At 47.1% G+C, this 22,950-nt stretch carries 19 protein-coding genes and 1 pseudogene; 3 read left to right on the top strand and 17 right to left on the bottom strand.

Going from position 1 to position 22,950, the window contains the following annotated elements; translation table 11 throughout:
* From KNO68_RS12150 to KNO68_RS12140, 3 genes are read right to left on the bottom strand one after another with little or no spacing between them, the layout of a single operon-like run.
* A complete protein-coding gene (locus KNO68_RS12150; protein ID WP_078147703.1) occupies window positions 1-1,344 on the bottom strand; it encodes a phenylacetate--CoA ligase family protein in 1,344 nt (447 codons plus the stop codon).
* On the bottom strand, window positions 1,344-2,372 hold the full coding sequence (locus tag KNO68_RS12145; protein ID WP_215112550.1) for an NAD-dependent epimerase: 1,029 nt from the start codon (window positions 2,370-2,372) through the stop codon (window positions 1,344-1,346). The genes KNO68_RS12150 and KNO68_RS12145 overlap by 1 nt, the downstream gene beginning before the upstream one ends.
* On the bottom strand, window positions 2,369-4,279 hold the full coding sequence (locus KNO68_RS12140) for a polysaccharide biosynthesis protein (protein WP_215112549.1): 1,911 nt from the start codon (window positions 4,277-4,279) through the stop codon (window positions 2,369-2,371). The genes KNO68_RS12145 and KNO68_RS12140 overlap by 4 nt, the downstream gene beginning before the upstream one ends.
* Window positions 4,280-4,675: 396 nt before the next feature.
* Between KNO68_RS12140 and KNO68_RS12135 the strand changes: the two genes are divergently transcribed.
* Complete coding sequence (locus KNO68_RS12135; RefSeq protein ID WP_012727425.1) at window positions 4,676-5,428, top strand: homing endonuclease associated repeat-containing protein; 753 nt, start codon at window positions 4,676-4,678, stop codon at window positions 5,426-5,428.
* Between the two features lie 358 nt (window positions 5,429-5,786).
* Here KNO68_RS12135 and KNO68_RS12130 read toward each other — a convergent pair whose 3' ends face one another.
* From KNO68_RS12130 to speE, 6 genes and pseudogenes are all read right to left on the bottom strand, one after another.
* The gene (locus KNO68_RS12130; protein ID WP_214685409.1) at window positions 5,787-8,507 is read right to left on the bottom strand and encodes an ATP-dependent Clp protease ATP-binding subunit; all 2,721 of its coding nucleotides are present in this window, start codon (window positions 8,505-8,507) and stop codon (window positions 5,787-5,789) included.
* Window positions 8,508-8,683: 176 nt separating this feature from the next.
* Window positions 8,684-8,843, bottom strand: a pseudogene (locus KNO68_RS15150) (IS30 family transposase); the annotation flags it as partial.
* 461 nt (window positions 8,844-9,304) lie between these two features.
* Window positions 9,305-10,261 carry a sodium-dependent bicarbonate transport family permease gene (locus KNO68_RS12125; RefSeq protein ID WP_214687590.1) on the bottom strand — a complete coding sequence of 319 codons (957 nt, stop codon included), beginning with the start codon at window positions 10,259-10,261 and terminating at the stop codon, window positions 9,305-9,307.
* A 218-nt stretch (window positions 10,262-10,479) separates the two neighbouring features.
* Entirely contained in the window at window positions 10,480-10,839 is a 360-nt protein-coding gene (locus tag KNO68_RS12120; protein ID WP_031422162.1) for a Na-translocating system protein MpsC family protein, read from the bottom strand.
* Window positions 10,840-11,721 carry an agmatinase gene (speB, locus tag KNO68_RS12115; protein WP_012727428.1) on the bottom strand — a complete coding sequence of 294 codons (882 nt, stop codon included), beginning with the start codon at window positions 11,719-11,721 and terminating at the stop codon, window positions 10,840-10,842. It abuts the gene before it with no gap.
* The gene (speE, locus tag KNO68_RS12110) at window positions 11,718-12,557 is read right to left on the bottom strand and encodes a polyamine aminopropyltransferase (protein ID WP_012727429.1); all 840 of its coding nucleotides are present in this window, start codon (window positions 12,555-12,557) and stop codon (window positions 11,718-11,720) included. The genes speB and speE overlap by 4 nt, the downstream gene beginning before the upstream one ends.
* A 201-nt stretch (window positions 12,558-12,758) precedes the next feature.
* Between speE and KNO68_RS12105 the strand changes: the two genes are divergently transcribed.
* Together KNO68_RS12105 and cls are read left to right on the top strand one after the other, a co-directional pair.
* Complete coding sequence (locus tag KNO68_RS12105; protein WP_078147707.1) at window positions 12,759-13,697, top strand: EAL domain-containing protein; 939 nt, start codon at window positions 12,759-12,761, stop codon at window positions 13,695-13,697.
* 269 nt (window positions 13,698-13,966) lie between these two features.
* Window positions 13,967-15,496: a cardiolipin synthase gene (gene cls / locus KNO68_RS12100; protein ID WP_353047980.1), complete on the top strand. Its 1,530-nt coding sequence runs from the start codon at window positions 13,967-13,969 to the stop codon at window positions 15,494-15,496.
* Here the strand turns inward: cls and KNO68_RS12095 are convergent.
* From KNO68_RS12095 to KNO68_RS12060, 8 genes are all read right to left on the bottom strand, one after another.
* Complete coding sequence (locus KNO68_RS12095) at window positions 15,472-16,011, bottom strand: TVP38/TMEM64 family protein (protein WP_078147709.1); 540 nt, start codon at window positions 16,009-16,011, stop codon at window positions 15,472-15,474. The genes cls and KNO68_RS12095 overlap by 25 nt on opposite strands.
* Before the next feature lie 57 nt (window positions 16,012-16,068).
* Window positions 16,069-17,346, bottom strand: coding sequence for a dicarboxylate/amino acid:cation symporter (locus KNO68_RS12090; protein WP_214813939.1), 1,278 nt, complete (start codon window positions 17,344-17,346; stop codon window positions 16,069-16,071).
* Between the two features lie 156 nt (window positions 17,347-17,502).
* The gene (locus KNO68_RS12085; protein WP_078147711.1) at window positions 17,503-18,006 is read right to left on the bottom strand and encodes a YwhD family protein; all 504 of its coding nucleotides are present in this window, start codon (window positions 18,004-18,006) and stop codon (window positions 17,503-17,505) included.
* Window positions 18,007-18,061: 55 nt separating this feature from the next.
* Window positions 18,062-19,111 carry a DUF871 domain-containing protein gene (locus KNO68_RS12080; protein WP_214685393.1) on the bottom strand — a complete coding sequence of 350 codons (1,050 nt, stop codon included), beginning with the start codon at window positions 19,109-19,111 and terminating at the stop codon, window positions 18,062-18,064.
* A 60-nt stretch (window positions 19,112-19,171) separates the two neighbouring features.
* Window positions 19,172-20,545 (bottom strand): PTS transporter subunit EIIC, encoded by a 1,374-nt coding sequence (locus KNO68_RS12075; protein WP_214685392.1) that lies wholly within the window; start codon window positions 20,543-20,545, stop codon window positions 19,172-19,174.
* Between the two features lie 13 nt (window positions 20,546-20,558).
* On the bottom strand, window positions 20,559-21,452 hold the full coding sequence (gene murQ / locus KNO68_RS12070; RefSeq protein ID WP_214813942.1) for an N-acetylmuramic acid 6-phosphate etherase: 894 nt from the start codon (window positions 21,450-21,452) through the stop codon (window positions 20,559-20,561).
* A 101-nt stretch (window positions 21,453-21,553) separates the two neighbouring features.
* On the bottom strand, window positions 21,554-22,021 hold the full coding sequence (locus KNO68_RS12065) for a GNAT family N-acetyltransferase (protein ID WP_214685381.1): 468 nt from the start codon (window positions 22,019-22,021) through the stop codon (window positions 21,554-21,556).
* A complete protein-coding gene (locus KNO68_RS12060; protein ID WP_078147953.1) occupies window positions 22,018-22,866 on the bottom strand; it encodes a MurR/RpiR family transcriptional regulator in 849 nt (282 codons plus the stop codon). The genes KNO68_RS12065 and KNO68_RS12060 overlap by 4 nt, the downstream gene beginning before the upstream one ends.
* Between the last annotated feature and the right edge of the window lie 84 nt (window positions 22,867-22,950).

The raw sequence follows: 22,950 nt of genomic DNA, 5'->3' as shown, positions 1-22,950 counted from the left end.
CTAAGTGTAGAGTCGTTTCACGACTCGGACTTTTCCGTTCTTTTCTTTCTTGATGCTTTTCACATCTCGTAGAAGAACTTTCATCCGTGAAGTAAACAGTCGCTCGACTTCTTTTTGGAGCGCGACTTCATGTTCAGGCTCAAATCGTGCCTCATCCTTCACGTACAGCATCTCAATTTCGTCTATTTTGTGTTGCAACACTTGGATTTGAATAATGGAGTTCGGCAGCACGCCGACCGCTGCCGTCAAATCCCCTTCAAACACCTTATAGCCTTCCGGCGTCTCAACATAGTTCATTTGACGACCATCGATTGACTCGATAATGGTGTCCTGTCGTCCACATGGACACATCGCTTCACTGATGGTCATCCGATCGCCAATGCGGTAGCGAATCAGCGGTGTTCCGTGCGTCGTGAAACTGGTGACGAGTGCCTCTCCAAACGCATCCGTCTCGATGATTCCCATCTCAGGGCGTAAGTGCATCTTCCCGCACTCACACTCCGTAACGATAGGAGCCCCTTCCGAAGAAGCATATTGATCGTAAACCGGCGCTTGGAACATCTCTTCTAACAACAAGCGTCCGGATGGTGTGAGCGTCTCCGAGGTCGGAAATAAAGCCACCGGTCGGAACGATAACGTCTTTTGATGGGTTTTCAAATATTTTGCGATTTCAATCATATCGGAAGGTGAACCGTCGAGTGCGGCCGGTTGAAATTCGTTCAACGAATCGATGTAGTGTGGAATCGTCGTCGGATTCGAATGCACGACCGAGTAGAGCATTTGCTTCATCGGGGCATTGTACCGCCAATACACCGCATTCTTTTGATTACCTGGACAAATCATCCGTCCTGTAAAACTAGCTCGCTTCATCCCACGGCGAAAACCATGTTGTTCTTTAAAAAAATCGAGATGCGCCATTCGCATTTGATAATCGTATTCGGTGAAACGAACCTGAATCGATTTACCCGTCGTCCCGCCCGTCATGCCGATGATCGGGGCATGAAGGTTAGAAAAGATGGTCTCATCCGTTCGAAGCGTCTCTTTCTCCAAAGGGGGAATCCGCTTAAAGTCTTCTAAGCTCTTTAAGGGTAAGGTAACCCCGTGTTTTTTGAAGAGTCGCTGATAGTACACGTTGTGTTGATTACAAAACTGTAGGAATTGATTCAAATGATTGAGTTTTGCATCAGGTGACGCTTCATTTGGAGCACGTCTCAGTCGCTCCAATTCCTGCTCATAATACTGACCGTATCGCTCCCGATATAACTTGATTCCATATAAGGAAACCAGCCAATTTTGGAGGCGAATCGGTGAGTGTGCATAAATCCGATCCTGTAAAATCCCCATTACTCGATGCCCTCCTTCAACACTTGATGATAGGCGATGTACCAGTCGATAAACGCGTTTACACCATCGCGAATCGACGTCTGTGGTTGAAAGTCAATCGATTCATATAAAGAGGAGGAATCGGCAAAACTCGCGGGTACATCTCCCGCCTGAAGTGGTAACAAGCGGAGGATGGCCTTTTTCCCGACTCGCTCTTCGATCGTCCGAATAAAGTCCATCAAGGATACCGGTTGCTGATTTCCAATGTTATAGACACGAAACGGAACGTCACTCCGGTCAGGTAGAGGATGTTCATAGTCAAACTCCTCATCTGCCAACGGTGCGATATCCATAAGTCGGACAATCGACTCGATGATATCGTCGATGTATGTGAAATCTCGTTCCATCTCACCGTAGTTGTATACATCGATTGGTTCGCCTTTTAAAATCGCCTCCGTAAATTTGTAAAGTGCCATATCGGGACGCCCCCATGGCCCATAGACGCTAAAGAATCGCAACCCCGTCGTTTTTAGACCGAACAAATGGCTGTACGTATGAGCCATCAACTCATTCGCTTTCTTCGAAGCCGCATACAAGGATAGCGGATGATCGACCGGGTGTTGTTCGGAAAATGGCATCACCTGATTCGAACCGTAAACCGAGCTCGATGAGGCATAAATCAACTGTTCTACTGGATAGAAACGACAAGCTTCCAAGATGTTCAGGAAACCAACGATGTTGGATTGAATATAGGCATCCGGATTTTCTAAGCTGTAGCGTACACCGGCCTGAGCCGCCAAATTGACCACGATTTGAGGTTGGTTTTTTTCAAAGACACGCGTGATCGCCATCTTATTTTCTAGGGCATCACGATAGAGTTTGAAACGAGGATGCGTCAACACATGAAGTCTTGATTCTTTTAATTTCGGGTCGTAATAGTCATTGACCACATCGATCCCGATGACATGATGTCCTTCTTTTAGCAACCGTCGAGCCAGATGAAAACCGATGAACCCGGCCACTCCGGTCACGAGAACTGTTCTTTTCATAACGACTTCCTCCTTTGCGTTGACTCGTTGACTCGCATCCGTACCGGTTCGATTTGTGGCGCAAAAATACTTTCCATCACTTCTTCTGGCAGTTCGTTATTTGCGACAAACAACAAGAAAGACGTGAGGCCGTTCGATTGATCGAGTAGATATTCAATCGTTTTCAAAATCGGATCGACCGATTTAAAGGGTCTTGTACAACCGACGAAAATCTTTTCATATACTTGATTCGTATGTTCGCTCGTCGCAAGCAGTTCTTCGAACAATTTTTCACCAGGACGAATGCCACTGAACTGAATCGGGATTTGCTCGAGGGTGAAGCCGCTCAAGGTAATCATCCGTTTCGCCAAGTCCACGATTTTGACGGGATTTCCCATATCTAGTACGAACACTTCGCCGCCGTTTGCGCGTACGCTCGCTTGAATGACGAGGCGACTCGCTTCAGGGATGGTCATAAAGTATCGGGTCATCTCTGGATGCGTCACCGTAATGGGTCCGCCCCGCTGAATTTGTTCTTTAAAGAGCGGAACGACGGAGCCACGACTTCCTAAGACGTTGCCGAAACGAACGACCGAGAATGTCGTTTCGCTATGTCGCGCCTGCTGTTGGACAATCATTTCTGCTACTCGTTTCGTGGCACCCATCACGTTCGTCGGATTGACCGCCTTGTCCGTAGAGATCATGACGAACCGCTTCACTTCAAAGAAATCGGCGGCTTCGACCATATTCTTCGTTCCGTAAATATTGTTTTTCACTGCCTCTCTCGGATTGTCTTCCATGAGCGGAACGTGCTTATGGGCTGCCGCATGATAGACGACGTCCGGTCGATACTGATCAAACACTTTCGTCACCCGTTCCCGGTCTTGGACGTCACCGATGACAGGACAAATCTCTGTATCCGACCCGAGTAAGCGAAGTTCCCGATCGATTGCATATATGCTATTCTCGCCATGACCAAACAGGATCAGTTTGCCTGGATTAAATTTCATCAATTGACGACAAAGCTCTGAGCCAATCGACCCTCCCGCACCCGAGATGAAAATGGTCAATCCACTCAACGTCTGAGAAATCTCCGAAACATCGAGCTGAACTGGTTCACGGCCGAGCAAGTCTTCAATGGCTACTTCACGAATCTCATTTAATGACACCTTTCCGGATGCGAGTTCCGCAAGCATCGGCAATGCATGGGATTCGACGCCTGTCTTTTCGATTCGTTTCAATAGTTGGACCCGATCCCCATATGGAAGAGAAGGAATGGCCAACACAACCACTTCGATATTCAGCTCTTCAATTTTGCGTTCTAATAAATCAATTGAACCGATGACCGGCGTCCCGTGAATGTAGAGACGGTGAAGCAATGGATTATCATCCAACACCCCGACCACATGCAGCACATTCGTTCGATGCTCTTTCAGTTCTTTAATGATTTTTTGACCCGATTCCCCACCACCGATAACCAAGGTAGCTTTTCCATTCGACACCGGTGCGTTAAATCGGAAAAACGATCGTGTCCTAGCGACGAGTCGGATAAATAACATGCCGTTAAATGCGAGTAAGCTTTGAATAAAAATTGCTTGATAGGAAAAGCCATCCAATAATACGTATGATGCGAATAAGACGAACGTGTCACTCATGACCAACACAATCGCCAGTAATTGCAATTCACGCATCGATCCGTATCGCCAGTCGATTTGGTATACCCGAGTCACCCATCCTAAAATGAGAAGAACGAGCGTCTTCAATCCGAGGATCGTGATCAAATCTAGCGGGTCAGATGTTACCGTCGGATTATTTGCAAAGAATAGGTCAAACGTCACGAAAATCGCGAGCCCTGCAATCGTGATATCGAGTAACATCAAGAGCGCATTTTTTCGATCAATGGGAGACCGAACAGTTGGAGTACTCATCCTTTCACCACCTTCCATCCCAATCAGCTTCGAGTTGATGCTAGATAAGTACCCGTTCAAGATTCACAATCCAAAAGAAAAGAATAGCTTTTTGATACGAATGACATTTCGTCATGAAACGGTTTAACAAATGTGTAATGAGTTTTTATTTTCTTTTGTGAATATTTTTAATTTATATGGGTATTATGGGAAGTAGAAGGTAGGACATTTGGATTATTTTCACTTTGAGATTTTGCGAATGTCGTATTCTCCCAAAGTAGTCAATCGATTCAGGTTCCTCCCTTTTCATATCTCGTCACCGGAAATATGTTCTAGCTTTCCTTCAGGACCACCATTGTTTAACCACACCATGACCTTTGAAGCCACGACTTGCTTCTGAAAAGGAGAGACATCACGATGAAACGATGGACAGAGCAACAGATCCTCTCATGCCTAAGACAAGCAGCGAATGAACTTGAAGAATTTGACACAAAACAGTACACACTATGGGCCCGAAACAAAGACGTCCCCTCCCTATCGACCGTGATTTACAAATTTGGTTCTTGGCGGGAAGCCGTTCAAGCGGCGGAGATTAAGATGTTGTATCGTTATTATTCAGATGAAGATATTTTGACCGCACTGATTGAGGCATCAGAAGAACTTGAACTCTTCACGAGCCAAACGTATCGTGCCTGGGCAAAAATCTCTCAAGCCCCTTCCTTGACGCTCATCAGTAGCCGGTTCGGTTCGTGGTCGAATGCGTTACGCGAAGCCAAGCTTCAAACGACGACGGTACGGAACAATGAAGAACGGATCATTCAAGCGTTGATTGAAGCCTCTGAAAAGCTAGAGCGCCTCACGTCCCAACATTACGCCGTATGGGCACAAGAAAAAGGCTATCCGACGGTAGCGACAATCGCTCGTAAATACGGTTCATGGAGCTATGCGCTATTTGTCTTGGATATCGCTCCACCGAAACGTAAATGGGATGAGGAAGATGTCATTGATGCCTTGCAGTTAGCCAAAACAGAGCTACCACATTTTAGTATCCTCCACTACCGGAAATGGGCCGAAGGTCGAAATGTTCCAAGTACATCGACGATCAATGCCTTGTTCGGAAGCTGGACGGCCGCGCTAAAATGTATGGAGGAACAAAAAGTAAAACAGTAATCCATACAGATGAACTCATACAAAAAGCGCCGACTCTTTCTAATCTGTACCTCATGTAAAGGACATTAATAAAAAAACTTATGCTGCTTCAAGGAGATGATTCCTGTACTGTACGGGAGTCATCTTTTCATGTTCCATTGATCACGACAAAGAAGGGGTCCAGCCACCGAAAATCGGTGACCGGACCCCTCTTTTTATCAAAAATCTTTAAAACCGGCTAGTTATGTCCCAGCCTCGTCATCGTTAGCCAACATCGCATAATCATCACTCTTATTTTCAACTACACAGTTATCAGAGAAGAATGAAAAAACGCTGTTGACACCTTCTCTAAAATATAGGCTATACTCCCAGAATTGGTTTAATCCTCATTCGTCTCCGTTCGTTCAAAAACAATCTGTTGTGATTGTTCGTCCCATTTAGCTACTATTTTATCCCCTTTCTCAATAGCCCCTCCTAAAAGTTCACGAGCTAATTTCGTTTCTAGCTCACTACGGATTACACGTTTGAGTTCTCGGGCACCAAATTCAGGTTTGTACCCTTCTTCTGTAAAGTGGCGAGCTAAAGTTTGATCGAAAGAAATAGTAATCCCCTGTTTCGACACATTCTTCGCGACACGTTGTAGTTGAAGTGATACAATTTCGTTTATTTGATCCTCATTTAAAGCACTAAATACAATAATTTCATCAATCCTGTTTAAAAACTCAGGACGGAAATGACTTGCCAATACAGTCATAACTTCTTTTTTTACGTCTTCGTAATCTTCTTTAGAAGAATGATCGCTGTTTAATCTAGTCCGAATAATATCTGACCCTAAATTTGACGTAGCTATAATTATCGTGTTGGTGAAATCTACAACTCTTCCTTTTCCATCAGTAAGTCGTCCATCATCGAAAACTTGAAGTAAGATATTGTACACGTCAGGATGAGCCTTTTCAATTTCGTCTAACAATATCACGCTGTAAGGTGAACGTCGTACTTTTTCGGTGAGCTGACCGCCTTCATCATAACCCACATACCCAGGAGGAGCACCTACAAGACGTGCTACTGCATGCCGTTCTCCATATTCTGACATATCAATTCGTAATAATGCATTTTCATCTCCATAAATAACTTCTGATAAAGCCTTTGCAAGCTCGGTCTTACCTACCCCGGTAGGTCCTAAGAAAAGAAAGGTAGCAACAGGCTTATTTTCTTCGCGTAATCCAGAACGAGACAAACGAACTGCATCTGAAACAGCTTTTACTGCCTCTTCTTGACCTACTAAGCGCTGATGCAGTTGTTCTTCCATTCGTAAAAGTTTGTCTTTTTCTTCTGTTGTTAGTTCGTTCACTGGAATGCCAGTCAACTGCGAAACCACATAAGCAATATGTTCAGGTTTTACTTCTGTACTCCCTGATCCTTTTTCGGCTTCCCATTCTTCTGTTAATTTTTTTAACTCACTTTCTTTTTCTTCAATAACTTTTGTAAGTTCGCTTGCTTTATCGTACTGCTTTCTATTTGCAACGTAATCTCGCTCTCTTAGAAGGTGCTGCAATTCAGCTTCGATTTCTTGAATTCCGGCAGGACGTGAAGTGGCAATTAGTTTAACTCTAGCTGCCGCTTGATCAAGAAGGTCAATGGCTTTATCAGGTAAAAAACGAGAAGGAATATATCGATCTGATAACTCTACTGCAGAAATAATAGCTTCTTCGGTTATAGTCACCTTATGATACGCTTCAAAAGTATCGCGCAAACCTCTTAAAATCATAATCGTTTGCTCTGGAGTCGTCTCGTGAATAATAACCGGTTGAAATCTTCTTTCTAAAGCCGCGTCTTTTTCGATGTACTTTTGGTATTCATTCAGAGTAGTCGCGCCAATGAGATTCAACTCTCCTCTAGCAAGCATTGGTTTGAAAACGTTAGCTATATCTAGACCGCCTTCTTCCCCACCCTGTCCAGCGCCTACAATCGTATGGACCTCATCAATGAATATAATTAAATCATCTTTATTTTCCGATATTTCCTTCAACACTTTTTGAACACGTTCTTCAAACTCTCCTCTGTATTTTGATCCAGCAACCATTGCGTTAATATCTAACTCCATTAATCGCTTATCCTTTAAACCTTCAGGTACTTCACCGTCAACAATTCGTTGTGCTAACCCTTCTACAATAGCAGTTTTCCCAACCCCTGGATCACCAATCAGTACTGGATTATTTTTTCTACGTCGAGCTAATATCTCTATTGTGGTTTCCACTTCTTCGGCACGACCTATGACCGGATCTAGCTTCCCTTCTTTAGCCATCTTAGTAAGATCGCGCGAAAATTTCTCCAGTTCAGGGGTGTTACTCAAATTGGATAGACCTCCTTTGTTTTCACCGTTCCCGACAACCCTACTCACTTGCTGTCTTATAGATTGAGGCGTCAAACCATATTTGCGAAGGATGTTTGCAGCCAGCCCCTCTCCCTCTTCAGATAAACCAATCAAGAAATGTTCGGGACCAACATAAGGGTGTCCTAAATCATTTGAAGCAATAAAAGAACGACTTAAGGCGTCTTTTACTCGCGGTGAAACGCTAATCTCACCTTCATGCAATTCCTCTCCATGTTTCGCCTCAGCTTGAATTTGTCTTTTCAAATCTTCCACTTTAATTTTGAATTGATTAAATATACTTTGAACAACCTCACTATCTGTCAACGCCAACAATAAGTGCTCTGTATCTATTTCGGGTCGGTTAAATTCAGAGGCATATTGTCCCGCTTTTTGAAGCATCTCTTCCGCGCTTTCACTCAATCGGCTAGTTAAAGCATTACCACGCTTGCGCCGTGCCACTTCGCTCGAGGTTTCATCATAAACATTTTCTTTACTAACTTCTTCATCTACATTAAAAAAAGGTAGTTTGCTCGAAAAAAAGTTATCGAGCATAGTGCCACGTATTCCAAATAACGATTCGATTGGAGAAATGTTTAATCCATTGCGTTGTAAAAATTCTTGATAATGACCCTCACATAACTCCATATTTCGTAACTGACCATTCAAGTTTGCTTGGACTCTGACTGATGCTGGTTTTCCACAAATATCACATCTGTTCGTCGACATATTCCCTGCCCCCTTAATTAATCGAATAGTTTAGTTTATATAATATTTCCCCTAGCTCACTTAACGTAAAACATGATATTTATAATAAATAATTGTTTTTAGATCACTCTTAAAAGAAATGCTGACTTTAACATATCTGTGCATAAGATACATTCGTCCTTTAGATGGGCGATTTGTCAAATTAAGCGCAATACTTCCCCGTAAAGGTCCACTGTGCCGTTTTCCAGTTCAGACACTTTCTCGGCCGCCCGTTGCTCTCGGCGAGCACGTCATGCGTGATTTTCGCGAAGGATTCTCTTGGCGTTCATGTTGCCATGACGAGTACGGGGCGGCAAACCGGCGTTGATACGCCCGCAGGTCTGCACTAGTTTCCGGTGCTTGTCCTTCTGCCGGAGCAAGGTTATGGGCACGTATATTACCCCCACAGACCCAGAGATAGATCGTCAAGAAGGCGTTTTTTCCCATGTAGAGGTGAGCGACGATCTGTTCTGGGGACCAGGTTGCCCGTAGCTTCCGGATGATCGTCAGAAGCGTAGTTTTGTCAAGTTTTGTATTAGCGCTCCTGTGTGCGTTCAGCTATCTCACTATAAACCGGATAGACACCCCTAGATTTAGACGAGTCCCTATGAATATGTTTATTCTTCCATCGTATGTAGTACACTCAGTTTTTGTTCGATTGAATGTCGATTTCTCGCCATAAAAAATACTCCCCGATTAGATAAACAGATTTTTTATTTCATCTGTCTACCTCTTGGGGAGCATATTACCTACTACTCAGAGTACAGTTCATTCCTTTTTCATGTGACGATCGCAATGTATAGCGGGATTCCAACTAACAGGTTGAACGGGAACGTGACAGCTAGCGAAAGGGTCAAATAAAATGATGGTTTCGCTTCCGGGACCGAGGCTTGCAACATGGCGGGAGCGGCGATATACGACCCACTCGCTGCGAGTGTCATCAAGAGGATCGTTCCGCCATCAGATAAATTGGCAATCCCCGCTGCAAAAAAGCCGACAAGTGCTCCGACTAACGGAAACACCATCCCCATCATCATAAATTTTAGTCCATATGACGGGACCGTTTTCAACTGCTGTCCGACTTTCATTCCTAGACCTAGTAAGAATAAGAGTAAAACGCCCGGGAACAAGTCGACGAAAAATGGTTTGAGCGGTGTGGCGTCTGGTGTCACCAGTCCAACAATCAGACCTGCAAACATCAAGAGAATACTTTTCGAGAACAAACTCTCCCGCAACACCGATAGAGAGTTCGCCTTCCCTGACGTAGCCGTGATTCCCATCACGTGTGTCTGATTATACAGCAGTAACGCCACAATCAGGCCGGGAATTTCAAGGACGACGACTAGTGTTGTCATGAACGGCTCGTACGCAATCCCGAGACGCTCGAGCTGTGTCGATGCTGCTACATAGGTGACGAGTGACACCGAGCCGAACGTTGCAGCCATGGCAATTCGCTCGGGGAATGAGAATTTGAACATCCCTCCGACATAGAACGCGAGAAGCGGTAGCAAAATTCCAATCAACAGCGTCACGGTCAGCGGTAATGCGATGTCTTCAAAAGATACCGAGGCGAGTCCCATGCCTCCCTTTAGTCCAATGGCAAGCAGTAAGTAAATGTTGAGCGTCGTACTCAGCGAATCCGGGATCTTTAAGTTTGATTTTCCGACTGCGGCGATGACGCCCGTCACGAACAGTAGTACCGGGGCGCTCGTCAATAAAAATAAAAACAATTCCATACATCTTCCTCCTTGGCGACAAAAAAGCGCACACCTAAAGAAGGCGTGCGCTGTATGCCGACGGCTCGAATGATCGCTCCGTCAGGCCGACAACTGTCGGTTTATTGAATTGGTCAGTAGCTCCGTCATAAGATTTCGAAAGCACGCTTCATCATGACTCGTCCAGTCGCTCCTATATACGTCTCTGCCTATCATTTTAAAAAGGTAACGTTTCGTTGTCAATCGGTTTGATCCCAAGGGGCATCTAGTCGGAACACGATGAGACGCTCCCCTGTTTTCGTACTGATGTCCGTATGGAGCGAGACAATCGAACGACCAAGTACTTGCCCGACAATCGTTTCGAGTTGACTCCGTCCTGATTCGACGAGATTGTTGCGGTATTTCTTCAATTGCTCGCGACCTGACGACTTAGTAGCCAAGTCATACTCGGCCGGCGTCAACACGCCTTGGAGTGTGACGATGGCGAGGTCTCGAAGCAGGTCTGCCTTACACGTCAATGACCCGCGACCCAAATATTCTTTTTCCCATTGGGTAATCCGAGCGCTCAGTTCCATTTCCAGCTGACCCTTTTTCCGCATTTACTTCACGAATCCAATCATCATCTCACGAAGAATCTTAGCTGCTGCGATGGCTGTCATGTCTGACTGATCGTATGCTGGTGACACTTCGACAAGGTCGGCACCGATGATGTCGAGGTCTGCGTTTGCAATCGCATGTACCGCTTCGAGCAATTCTTTCGTTGAGATGCCACCGATTTCTTGTGTCCCTGTCCCTGGTGCCGCTGACGGGTCGAGGACGTCGATGTCGATCGTGACATATACTTTTTTACCAGCGAGTGTCGGCAAGACGCGCTTGAGTGGTTCGATCACTTCAAACTGATGCATGTTGTAGCCGACTTCACGTGCCCACTCAAACTCTTCTTTCATCCCTGAACGGATTCCGAACGAATAGCAGTTCGATGGTCCAATCAAGTTTGCCGCTTTTTTGAGCGGAGTCGAGTGTGAGAGCGGCTCGCCTTCATACTCATCCCGAAGGTCCGTATGCGCATCCAAGTGGAGGATGACAAAGTCGTTGCCGTACACGTCGTGCATCGCTTTGATGATCGGCCATGTGACAAGGTGCTCACCACCCATGCCGAGTGGGAACTTGCCTGCTTTGACGACATCTTTGACGAACGCCTCGATCATATCGAGCGACTTCGGTGCGTTCCCGAATGGAAGCGGGATATCTCCTGCATCGTACACCGCGGCATCAGCCAAGTCACCGTCTAAATATGGGCTATATTCCTCGAGTCCAATCGATACTTCACGAATCCGGTTCGGACCGAAACGCGAGCCTGGACGGAAGCTGACTGTCCAGTCCATCGGCATCCCGTAAAGAACCGTCTTCGCCTCTGTCACCTCTGGGAGGCTGGCGATAAACACTTTACCTGAGTAGGCTTCATCGAAACGCTTAATCATTTTGTTAAGTCCTCCACGAATTTCGGAAGGACGAACGCTGCATTGTGAAGCTTCGGCGTGTAGTACTTCGTTTCGATGTCATGGAAACGCTCCGCTGATACTTGTTCCGGGTCGTATTTCTTCGAGCCGATCGTGAACGTCCACATGCCGCTCGGGTACGTTGGTACGTTTGCTGTGTACAATTTCGTGATTGGGAAGATTTCCTTCACGTCACGTTGAACCGTTTGGATGAGTTCTGGTGTGAACCATGGGTTATCCGTTTGAGCCACAAAGATGCCATCCTCTTTGAGCGCTTTTGAAATCCCTGCATAGAACCCTTTTGTGAAGAGGTTGGCTGCTGGTCCGACCGGTTCAGTCGAGTCGACCATGATGACATCGTACTCGTTTTCTGACTTCGCGATATGCATGAATCCGTCACCGACGATGACTTCAACACGCGGGTTGTCGAGCTCACCCGCAATATTTGGTAAGTATTTCTTCGAATATTCAATAACTTTCCCGTCGATATCTACGAGAACCGCTTTTTCTACTGATGGGTGTTTCATAATTTCACGGATGACACCGCCGTCTCCCCCACCGACTACGAGCACATGCTTCGGATTCGGGTGTGTAAAGAGTGGGACGTGTGCGACCATCTCGTGATAGACGAATTCGTCCTTATCCGTCGTCATGACCATCCCGTCAAGTAACAACATCGTTCCGAACTCGTCCGTTTCGACCATCTCTAGTCGTTGAAACTCCGTTTGTTCGCTCTCATAAACGTGGTTTACACGGAACGTAATCCCGTAATCTTCTGTTTGGTGCTCCGTAAACCATAATTTTAATTTTTGGTCCATCGATAGAACCCCTTTCTGTTCAAAAAGTTGTTCGTATGCGAGTGGCGTTTTGAGGCGCTTCTTAATCATACGATAGGAAGTATACAAAACCTGTACCCATTTTGCACGATTTTTTTGCGGGATCGGTCTTGAATGTGAGTTTTTTGTGATACGTTGCCGATATACTGATTGAACCAATTCTGAATCGAAAGGTGGAATAGTATGTGGTCACCCTGTGCTGCTTGTAACACAACCATTCCTTTGATTGCTCAAGGAACACTCGTCACGAAATTCAAGGAATACTCTTACAAAACGTTTGAAGAACTCGATACGCTCCTTCTGCATGCGGAAGGGACGGTTTACTGTGTCGATTATAACTCCAACAGTCAGACACCTCCACTTGAGGTCGAAGCACTAAAAGATCAGCTTGCACATCGGCACATCATTGAACAGATTCAGCACGGCACGTTCGAGAGTCATCTCCAACCGATTATCTTCCTCGATTCAACGGAAACGTTCGGATATGAAGCGCTCCTCCGCAGTAGCGCCAACATCTCACCTGGTGACCTATTCCGGACGGCAAACCGCTTCGGTCTCCATTCGAAACTCGATCAACGTGCCCGCGCGGAAGCAATCAAAGCAACGTTTGAAGCCGTCGCCCCTCAGCAAAAGACGTTCATCAACTTCTTACCTTCGACCATTTATAACCCGGACTATTGTCTCCAGCACACGTTTGACATCATTGACCGATATGACCTCAGCCCAGACCGCTTTATCTTTGAAGTCGTGGAGACGGAGAAGGTACATGACGTCGATCATCTCCAACACGTATTTTCGACATATAAAAAGCGGGGGATGAAAGTTGCATTAGACGATGTCGGGGCAGGCTTCTCGACAATCGATATGTTGAAGCGACTTGAACCGGACTATGTCAAAATTGACCGTTCCTATATCTCGTTTTGTGATGAAGACGCTGAAAAACGCGCTTTCCTCAAACAAGTGCGTGCGTTAACCCATTCGATGGGCATCACCCTTCTTGCTGAAGGGATAGAACGTATGGAAGAAGCAGATGTCTGTCGTGAGCTCGGATTCGATTTAGCGCAAGGATATTTCTTCGGAAAACCGGCTCCTGCCAATCAATACAAGATTGAAATCACATAAGTCATCACGTTCAAAAGCACAGGAATCGACTTCGTCGACATCCGGTGCTTTTCTTTCATTCATGCGCCAACAATACCTTGATTTTAGATATGAAAAAAAGGGTAAGAGATGAATAGTTATGGACTCTCTCGAAAGGAGGAACGGTTGTACACGAATATGTACTTCTTCGTTCGTTATCCCGACGAAATCAATGCTGTTTTGAACAGCGTGTACTAAAAAACGAGGGGGATTCCCCTCGTTTTCATTGTTCATCGAACTATAGAAAGGTCGTGTTTCCTTTGAAACGTCGCGTAATTCAACTGATCATCATGGTGATCAGTGTCATCTTGCTTATCGGTCTCTTGTTCTGGCTCGACATCCTTATTTCTATATTAATTGGAATCGCCATCATCGCACCGCTCGTCGTCGGATGGCAAATTCTATTTGACCAAGTACAACCTCAAGGGAAGCTCGCCTGGTTACTGACCGTCTTCTTCATTCCATTCATCGGTGTCTTGGCATGGATCATGTTTGGCCGAACGCCACGCCGTCATCGACGCTTCAAACGAACTTCATCAGAGATTCGGATGCTACGGCAAGCAATCGAAAGCGAGAAAATTGAAACTTCACCTGATATTGTGTCGTCTTACCCGTTGACACGGACACTCGAAAAATTAGGCGCATCCGGTGCCGATGGTCATACTTCGACTAAACTGCTCGTCAACGGTGAACAGAAATTTGATGCATTATTAGACGCCATCAACAGTGCAACCGATCATATCCACATCCAATACTACCTCTTTCGGACGGATGACATTTCGTTAAAAGTTAGAGACGCCCTCATTCAAAAATCGAATGAAAATGTCATTGTCCGCTTTCTGTATGACGGACTCGGTAGCCAAGAAATCGGGGAAGAGTTTATCCAACCGTTACGGGAGTCCCGTGTCCACGTTCAGGCGTTCGACCCCGTTTTGCATCCGTACCTGGTGTTTAACGCCAACTTCCGCAACCATCAAAAACTGATTGTCGTGGATGGGCGAATCGCGCTAACAGGCGGGTTGAATGTCGGGGATGAATATCTTGGGAAGAATGATAAACTCGGTTTTTGGCGTGACACCCATCTCCGTCTTGAAGGTCCGCTCGTCCGAGAATTGCAACAGCTCTTTGTCGAGAACTGGCTATACGCAGGACAAGGGACGAGTGATGAGACGTGGGATCTGTTCGCAGATGAAAAGAACCTCTCTCAGTACTTTGTCAATGAACCAAAAGGGCAAAACGGAGCGACACAACTACTCGTCACATCGCCTGGTAAAGACGTCACGATTCGCGATGGACTCATGCGTCTGTTGATGGATGCCAAAAAATCGATTTGGCTCACCACCCCATACCTTGTCCCCCCGCCTGAACTATTGGCCATTCTTGAAGTCGCAGGTCGTAGCGGCATCGATGTCCGAATCGTCGTACCGGGCAAAGGAGACGAATGGTTCAGCTTTCATGCGACCGAGTATTATTTTGAACAACTGTTGAAGCGCAATATCAAAATTTATAAATACAACCGCCATTTCATCCATGCGAAAACACTACTGATTGATGGTAACGTTGCCCTCGTCGGGTCAGCCAACTTCGACTTTCGTAGTATGTTTCTCAACCACGAGATGATGATTGCCCAATTCGATACTACATCCATTCAAGAACTGCACGAGGCATTCCTGAAGGACTTTGAAGAATCCATTTTAATCGATTGGACCATGTTGCGGAAAAAGACGACCGGCAAACGTTTCGTCGAAGCGTTTTGTCACATTTTCTCGCCACTCCTTTGACGCATTCGCCAAACAAGATACGTCATGGCGACGACACCAACTAAAAACAATTGCCATCCAATCGTTAACTGCATCGCTGCCGTCACCGCCAGTCCTTCCATAATCAAGGCAGGAATCTTTCCAATCGTACTTGCTACTGCGAACGAGGCGAGCGTCATGCGACTGAACGCCGCCGATAACGTGACGAGACCAGAAGGAACGAATGGCATAAGACGCATCCCGAGGACGAGAAACCAAGCCTCGGCTCCTTCGGACTCCCGAAGCCGTTGAAATCGGCTACCATTTGGGGAAACATAACGGTGTAGGGCTTTCCGATAAAGGATGAAACTCACGACGGCGCCAACTGCCTCCCCGACAATCGATACGAGGATGCCCGGTACGAGACCGAGGACACTCACATTGATGGCTGTCAAAAAAGCACTAGGGAGGACACCGGCGACCGCAATCACACTATTCAGTAAAATACTGATCATCAAAAATAAAGGGAGCGGGAGCAGTTCCCATTCCATAATCATCACTCTTTCTCTTCACAAAATAAGGACCATGACATGTTGTCATGGTCCTTCACTATATCATAGCGATGATGAAGAGGTCGCGCCTGCTTCATCCCACGAGTCTTCGTCGACTGGTGGTAAATGTTTTTCTTCCAATTTCGAAACGACAACCGCACATGCCGCATCCCCCGTGATGTTGACAGATGTGCGAAGCATATCGAGAATACGGTCGACCCCGATAATGAGGGCGATTCCCTCTACCGGTAAGTTGACTGACTGAAGCACAAGCGCAAGCATGACAAGTCCGACTCCCGGTACACCCGCTGTACCGATCGAAGCGAGGACCGCCGTGATGACGACCGTCAACAACTGAGTCATTGTTAAGTCAGAAGCGAACACTTGCGCGATGAAAATCGTCGCAACCCCTTGCATGATCGCCGTTCCGTCCATGTTGACCGTTGCCCCGAGTGGTTGCACGAACGATGAAATCGAACGCGGCACACCGAGTTTCGTCTGCGCGACTTCCATCGATACCGGAAGCGTCGCATTCGACGAAGATGTCGAGAACGCAAAGGTCATCGCCTCATAGAAGTTCTTGAAGAAGAAGACCGGGCTCATCTTCCCGATGAAATATACTGCTGCCCCGTAGACAATCGTGGCATGCAAGAATAACGTCAAGACGACGGCAATCATATACCACGCCATCGCGACGACGGCATCAAGACCGATGCCTCCGATTGCAGAAGCAATTAATGCGAATGCGCCGTATGGAGCGAGCTTCATCACAAGATGAATCAAGTACATCATGATGCGATCGCCTTGTTTGACGAATTGACGCCACGTCTTCGCCTTGTCCCCGAGGGCAATCAACGCAAACCCAATCAATGCCGCAAAGACGATGATTTGAAGCATGTTTCCTTCAGCGAGCGCCGTAATCGGATTCGTTGGAATCATATTGACGAATGTCTGTACGATATTAGACGATTCCTCGGTCGCTGTTGATTCAAATTCAAGACCTGTCGTTGGGAAGTCCCCACGCTCCCCTGGCTGTAAGACGGATGCAACACCCATCGCTAACATGATCGCGAGCGCTGTCGTCGCTAAGAAGAACAGAATCGACTTCGACCCGACTCGACCTAGTTCTTTCGGGTCCCCGAGACCCATGACGCCTAAAATAATCGAGAAGAAGACAATCGGTACGACTAACATTTTAATTAAATTCAAAAAGATCGTTCCGACCGGAGATAAAATATACGGATTCACAATCTCATAAACATTATCCGGCAAGCCCGCCAATCCGAGACCAACAACAACACCTAGCGCGAGACCGATTAAGATTTTTTTCGTTTCGCTCATCGTATCACCCTTTCTTTTTTTCACAATGTAGTCAGTATATCATAATACTGAATTTTCATACAATTACAACTGAATATCTCTTCAGTTACATAATTTCCTGTTACTCCCAAAAATGCGAAACAAAAAAGATTGGAGACGAAAATTCGTCCAATCTTTTTACTCGACGCCTAAGCGCTCGAGCTCTGCATGAAGTTCAGTCGAGTTTGCCCAAATCTCAGGGCGATGTTCTTGTAAGAAGTTCGCTAAAACGTCGCGGGACGGAGCGTCCATCATGTCGATTAAAATCCGACCCTTTAACGATTTGTCCATTTGATTGACGTGATACGGTAATAATTTATAACCCCGTCTCGCTTCCACGTCAACTAACATGTCACATGCCGCGACACCACCATAATAAAAGCCTTCCGGTTTTCGACCGACCGTCACCCACACGATCCAATACGGTTTCCCGTTCGGTACCGCTTCCGGGTCCGTCAAAAACTTAATCCGTTTCTCGATGGCAGACTTGGCGTGCATCGCTCCCATATCGATTGTTGCAACGCCTTCTTCGACATCGATGATGACCGGAGACATGTTATTTAAACTAAGCGAACCGACGCCAAAACCACCGTGTCCGTCCGTCGCATCGTCTGAAATAATATTAAAATTAATGTCTTTCATGTTCCACCCTCCCTCTCTACTGTACACAATGACATAGGATGGTGGCAATCCTGAGTCACACCCAGTCGATTTGAAAGCGTCCTCCTGGACCAATCTGTTGGATTAATGAACGATCTTCTTCAATGATCCTTCCGATGACATTGACGCGCTCATCTGCCGGCAAATCCCGCTTCGTTATTTGCAGTTCCCCTGCATAACGACCGTAACGTTCATTGTCGATCGTGATACTGCCGAGCACTCGTTCTTCTGTATCTCGCGGTTGAATCAAATGGTCCCCAGGTCGTCCATACGCTCTCGATTCGACCGAACGGATGACGTCCCGGGCTGGGTCCATCCGATTCGTGTGACTTGTTGGAACCAAATCATCATGATTTCGTGTGGTCGCTCGAAGAACGATGACGCCCTCGTCGTACTCCCGAAACTGTCGCATCGTCTGATTGGATATACACGGATCTCCAATCAAGATTCGATCGACCGTCGCTTGTAAATCGATATAACACGAAAACGGAGATTGGTGGCGGTGCATCTCGAGTGTCGGTAATGTCTCATGAAGGGGGCCACGTAACCGTTCATCTCCAGGGATGAATGCTTGTACCCGTATTCCTTGCGCATGTAACCAGGCGTTTCTTTCATCAAACCAAGAACGCTCGAGTCCTGTTTCCGGACGAGGATAAAAATTATGCCACGCTTCTACGCGTTCTCGTTGTAATCCATACCGATGCATCTCTTCAAGCTCCGTTTCCGTGAGCGTACTCGCATTGAGGGCGACCATCATATGTCGTGACAAATCTGCCACTTGTTTCGGTGTGACACCATAGTCAACACGTAACCCGGTGACGCCCCACTCCAACAGCGTATGCGCATCGTCCCAGGTCTTACCGAGCGTCTGTAGAGACGATGGGGCGATATCTGCCACGAGTTCCATCTTTAGACGCCTTGCCAACACACCTAATTGCTGAAGTCGTTCTGTATAGGTTGTCGAATCGTCTTCCGGAATATGGAGCGACGTGAAGATGCTTGTAAACCCGCTCTCTCGCATACGTTCGATCCAATCAATGTACACAGACGTCAGTTCCTCACTTAAGTAAACCGAAATTCCTCTCATGTGAATCCACCTTTCCAAAAGTAGAGAAAAAGATGACTCGACTCGAGCCATCTTTGTTTGTCAAATCCCGTCCGCCATCTCTTCTTTGAAGCCGAAGAAATAAGTGAACAAGAAACCTGCCGTATATGAAATCAATAGTCCGGCAATGTACGTCAAATACATGCCATTATCAATGAGCGGAGTGAGCGATAGACCGGACACACCGATTCCGAGCGCCGCTGTCTTCATTGTCGCTTGGAAAGCCCCACCGACCGCAGCTCCGAGACACGCTGTCAAGAACGGACGTCCGAGCGGAAGCGTGACCCCGTATAGGAGCGGCTCCCCGATTCCGAGGAAACCTACGGGGATGGCCCCTTTGATAATGTTACGAAGGCGTGGGTTGCGCGTCTTCACAAAAATGGCAAGCGCAGCACCGACTTGACCCGCACCGGCCATCGCCAAGATTGGGAGAAGGGCCGTCGTCCCGACCGTATTTAACAGTTCCAAATGGATCGGCGTCAACCCGTGATGCAATCCGACCATGACGAGCGGTAAGAAGAATCCTGCCAAGAGTGCCCCTGCGACGGGTCCCCCGAATTCGAGCGTCGCATTGATTCCTCGCATGATACCGTCTGACAATATGCCAGCGACCGGCATGATTGCATAGAGCGCTGTAAATCCAACGATGAGAACAGTAAAGAGTGGTGTGAAAATAATATCAATGGATACCGGCATGAAGCGACGAATGTGCTTCTCGATATACGTCATAAGCCAACCGGCAAAAATAACACCGAATAATCCACCACGCCCGACGACGAGCGGCTCCCCATAAATGACGATGTCCGCGAGGAGCGGGTTGAACAGGATCCCCCCGGCAATCGCCCCGAGTACCGGCGTTCCTCCAAACTCTTTTGCCGTGTTCCAACCGACAAGGATGGCCAAATACGCGAAGACCGTGCTACCGAGCACGAGTAGAATCTGCATCCACGTCTCCGTCCGGTCGACGCCGGCGTTGACAGCAAAGTTCGCGGCCCCGTTAATGATCCCCGATGCGACAAGTCCCGGAATGAGCGGAATGAAGATGTTTCCGAGGCGGCGAAGGAATCGTTTGAACGGTGATTTTTGCTTTTCTTTCACCTTCTGGCGTTCGACCGCCGCACGTTCCTCTAACGTCAAGTTCGCATCTACCGATTCTTCCCCGATGGCAAGCCCCGTCTCATGGCTCATATAATCCGCGACCCGGTTTACGGTACCTGGACCGACGACGATTTGTAACGTCTCATCATCGATGACACCCATGACCCCGTCAATCTTTTTCAGCGCATCAATGTCTGCCTTCGTCCCATCTTTCAACGTCAATCGGACACGTGTCATACAATGCGCGAGTTGACGGATGTTCTCTTTCCCCCCGACATGTGCGAGGATATCCCGTGCTAAAACCTCTTCTTTCTTCATCTCGATTTCCCCCTTATAGCGCCTCGCGGACGAATCCGTTCGCGCGCTCTAATCGTTTGACAGCCTCCTCATAAGAGACGTCCGCTAAAATCATGACAATCGCCGTTTTGACGTGCCCCTTGGATGAAGCAAAATAACGCGCGGCCATTTCCATGTCGACCCCTGTCGCTTCTGCAATCATCCGCTTGGCACGCACTTCTAGCTTTTCATTCGTCGGTTGCACATCAACCATCAAGTTTTGATACACTTTCCCTACTCCAATCATCGACGTCGTCGAAATCATGTTGAGGACAAGTTTCTGTGCTGTTCCCGCCTTCAATCTCGTCGAACCGGTCAGTACTTCCGGTCCCGTTTCCACTTCAATCGGGTAATCCGCATGTCGACTGATGACCGCATCGCGATTACATGAAATTGAAGCTGTTGTGGCACCGAGTTCTCGTGCGTAATCGAGACCTCCGACCACATATGGCGTTCGACCGCTCGCTGCAATCCCAACGACCGTATCCTCTGCCTTCAAATGAAGCGCTTTCAAATCTGTGACCGCCAATTCCTTACTGTCTTCTGCTCCCTCAACGGCTTGAATGAGCGCGCGTTCGCCGCCGGCAATCAGTCCGATGACTTGATTGGGTGATACTCCAAAAGTTGGCACACACTCCGCTGCGTCTAAAATCCCTAAACGTCCACTCGTGCCCGCACCGATATAAATCAGGCGACCGCCTTTACGAAAGGATGCGATGACTCGCTCCACGACTTTTGTGATGACCGGAAGTTGCTCTTGAATCACTTGAGGAACTTGTTGATCCTCTGCATTCATAATCGCCAATCGTTCCTCAATCGACATCTCGTCCAGGTGCATCGTTCGTTCATTCCGTCTTTCTGTAGCCAGTTTATCTAGCATCGCCACCATCCTTTCTTCTCTATGATTTAATCGTACTATATTGAAATTTAAAGTCAATTTATAATTTAATTTTTATGAAATTTAATTTCAAATAAACTTTAAAGAAAAACTCACTCTGAACGAATGAGTCGTTTTTTCAAGACGTGCACGCGTGTTCCTTTATTCGTGATCGAATCCTTCTCATACACGTATCCGTTTCGCTCCCAGAACCGACGAGCGCGGAGATTGTTTGGAAGGACACCTAATCGAAATACCGTCTGATACGGGCGCATATATTGGTCTTCCAATTGTTCATACAACGTTTGCGCCAAACCTGTCCCATGGAGAGATTCTTCGACAACGAACAAACCAAGCCAAAGCGAGCCATCCACGGGATGTCGTTTCAACAGGTCCGCGATGGCGACAACCCGTCCATCTTCACGAATAATGAGACTGACGGTGCCATCCGCTTCAAAATCCGCCACGTTCTCGTCACGAAACATCTCGACTGTCTGTTCATTCAATCTTGCGAATGTGCGTTGATCCATCAGAAAGCGTTGCAATTCTTGACGATCTTCAGCCGTATAAGGTCGAATCATCGGCGTAGTTTCACCATCTCATCTCGAGCTTCTGCGTACCGATCAATCAAGCCTTCTCCCTTCCGGTGGAGGAGTCCCATATATAACGTATCGACAATCGTCAATTGTGTCATCCGTGAGGCGATACTGGCGATTCGGAAGTCACTCTCGACGTTCGGCGTACAGAGTCGAACGTCCGCTTCCCGGTAAAGCGGTGATTTGTCGAGGTTCGTGATGGCGATGACCGGAACACGTTTCTTTTTCGCAAATCGGACGAGCTCGAGCACATCTTTCGTTCGACCGGACGTGCTGATTGCGACGAATACATCAGACTTTCCTAAATGCGGAATCAGCGACAACATATAATGAAAATCGGGAGAGGTCGTGGCCGCGTATCCCAGTTTCGTGAACTTATATTGCGCATCAATTGCCGCCGTCGAAGACCCCCCGACTCCGTAAAAGATGACGCGGTTTGCACGAGCGAACAAGTCCACCGCATGTTCAAGTTCTCGTTTGTCCATCGCTTCGGCGCACGCCTCGATGGCTCCTTTATTCACATGGATGACTTTTTGGAACGAGTCATACGGCGTGTCCTTTTGCTGGAGGACGTTGAAGTCCGTCAGCGTCGTCTCCGTGACAGCCAAGTCTTTCACGAGCGCGAGCTTGAACGCTTTAAAACTATCAATCCCGACGACTCGTGCGAAACGAACGATACTCGCCTCGGATACATCCGTCTTTTGCGCAAGCTCTTTTGTCGTCATGTTTGGAATGAGCGTTGAATGGGACAAAATATAGTCGGCGATCTTCTTTTCGACCGCTGTCATATCCTCTTTCGCTAAATCAATTTTCGTAAGTAAGGATTCCATTTGGTCATCCCCTTCCTGCAACTGTTGTTCTTTTATGATAGCGGATTCCTTCCCCATATTCCAATCACCTAAAAAGATCGAGCG

The sequence above is a fragment of the Exiguobacterium sp. s75 genome (genome assembly GCF_018617145.1).
GTDB lineage: Bacteria > Bacillota > Bacilli > Exiguobacteriales > Exiguobacteriaceae > Exiguobacterium > Exiguobacterium profundum.
The sequence above is the reverse complement of the archived record's forward strand: the minus strand, read 5'-3'. Positions and strand labels throughout refer to the sequence as shown.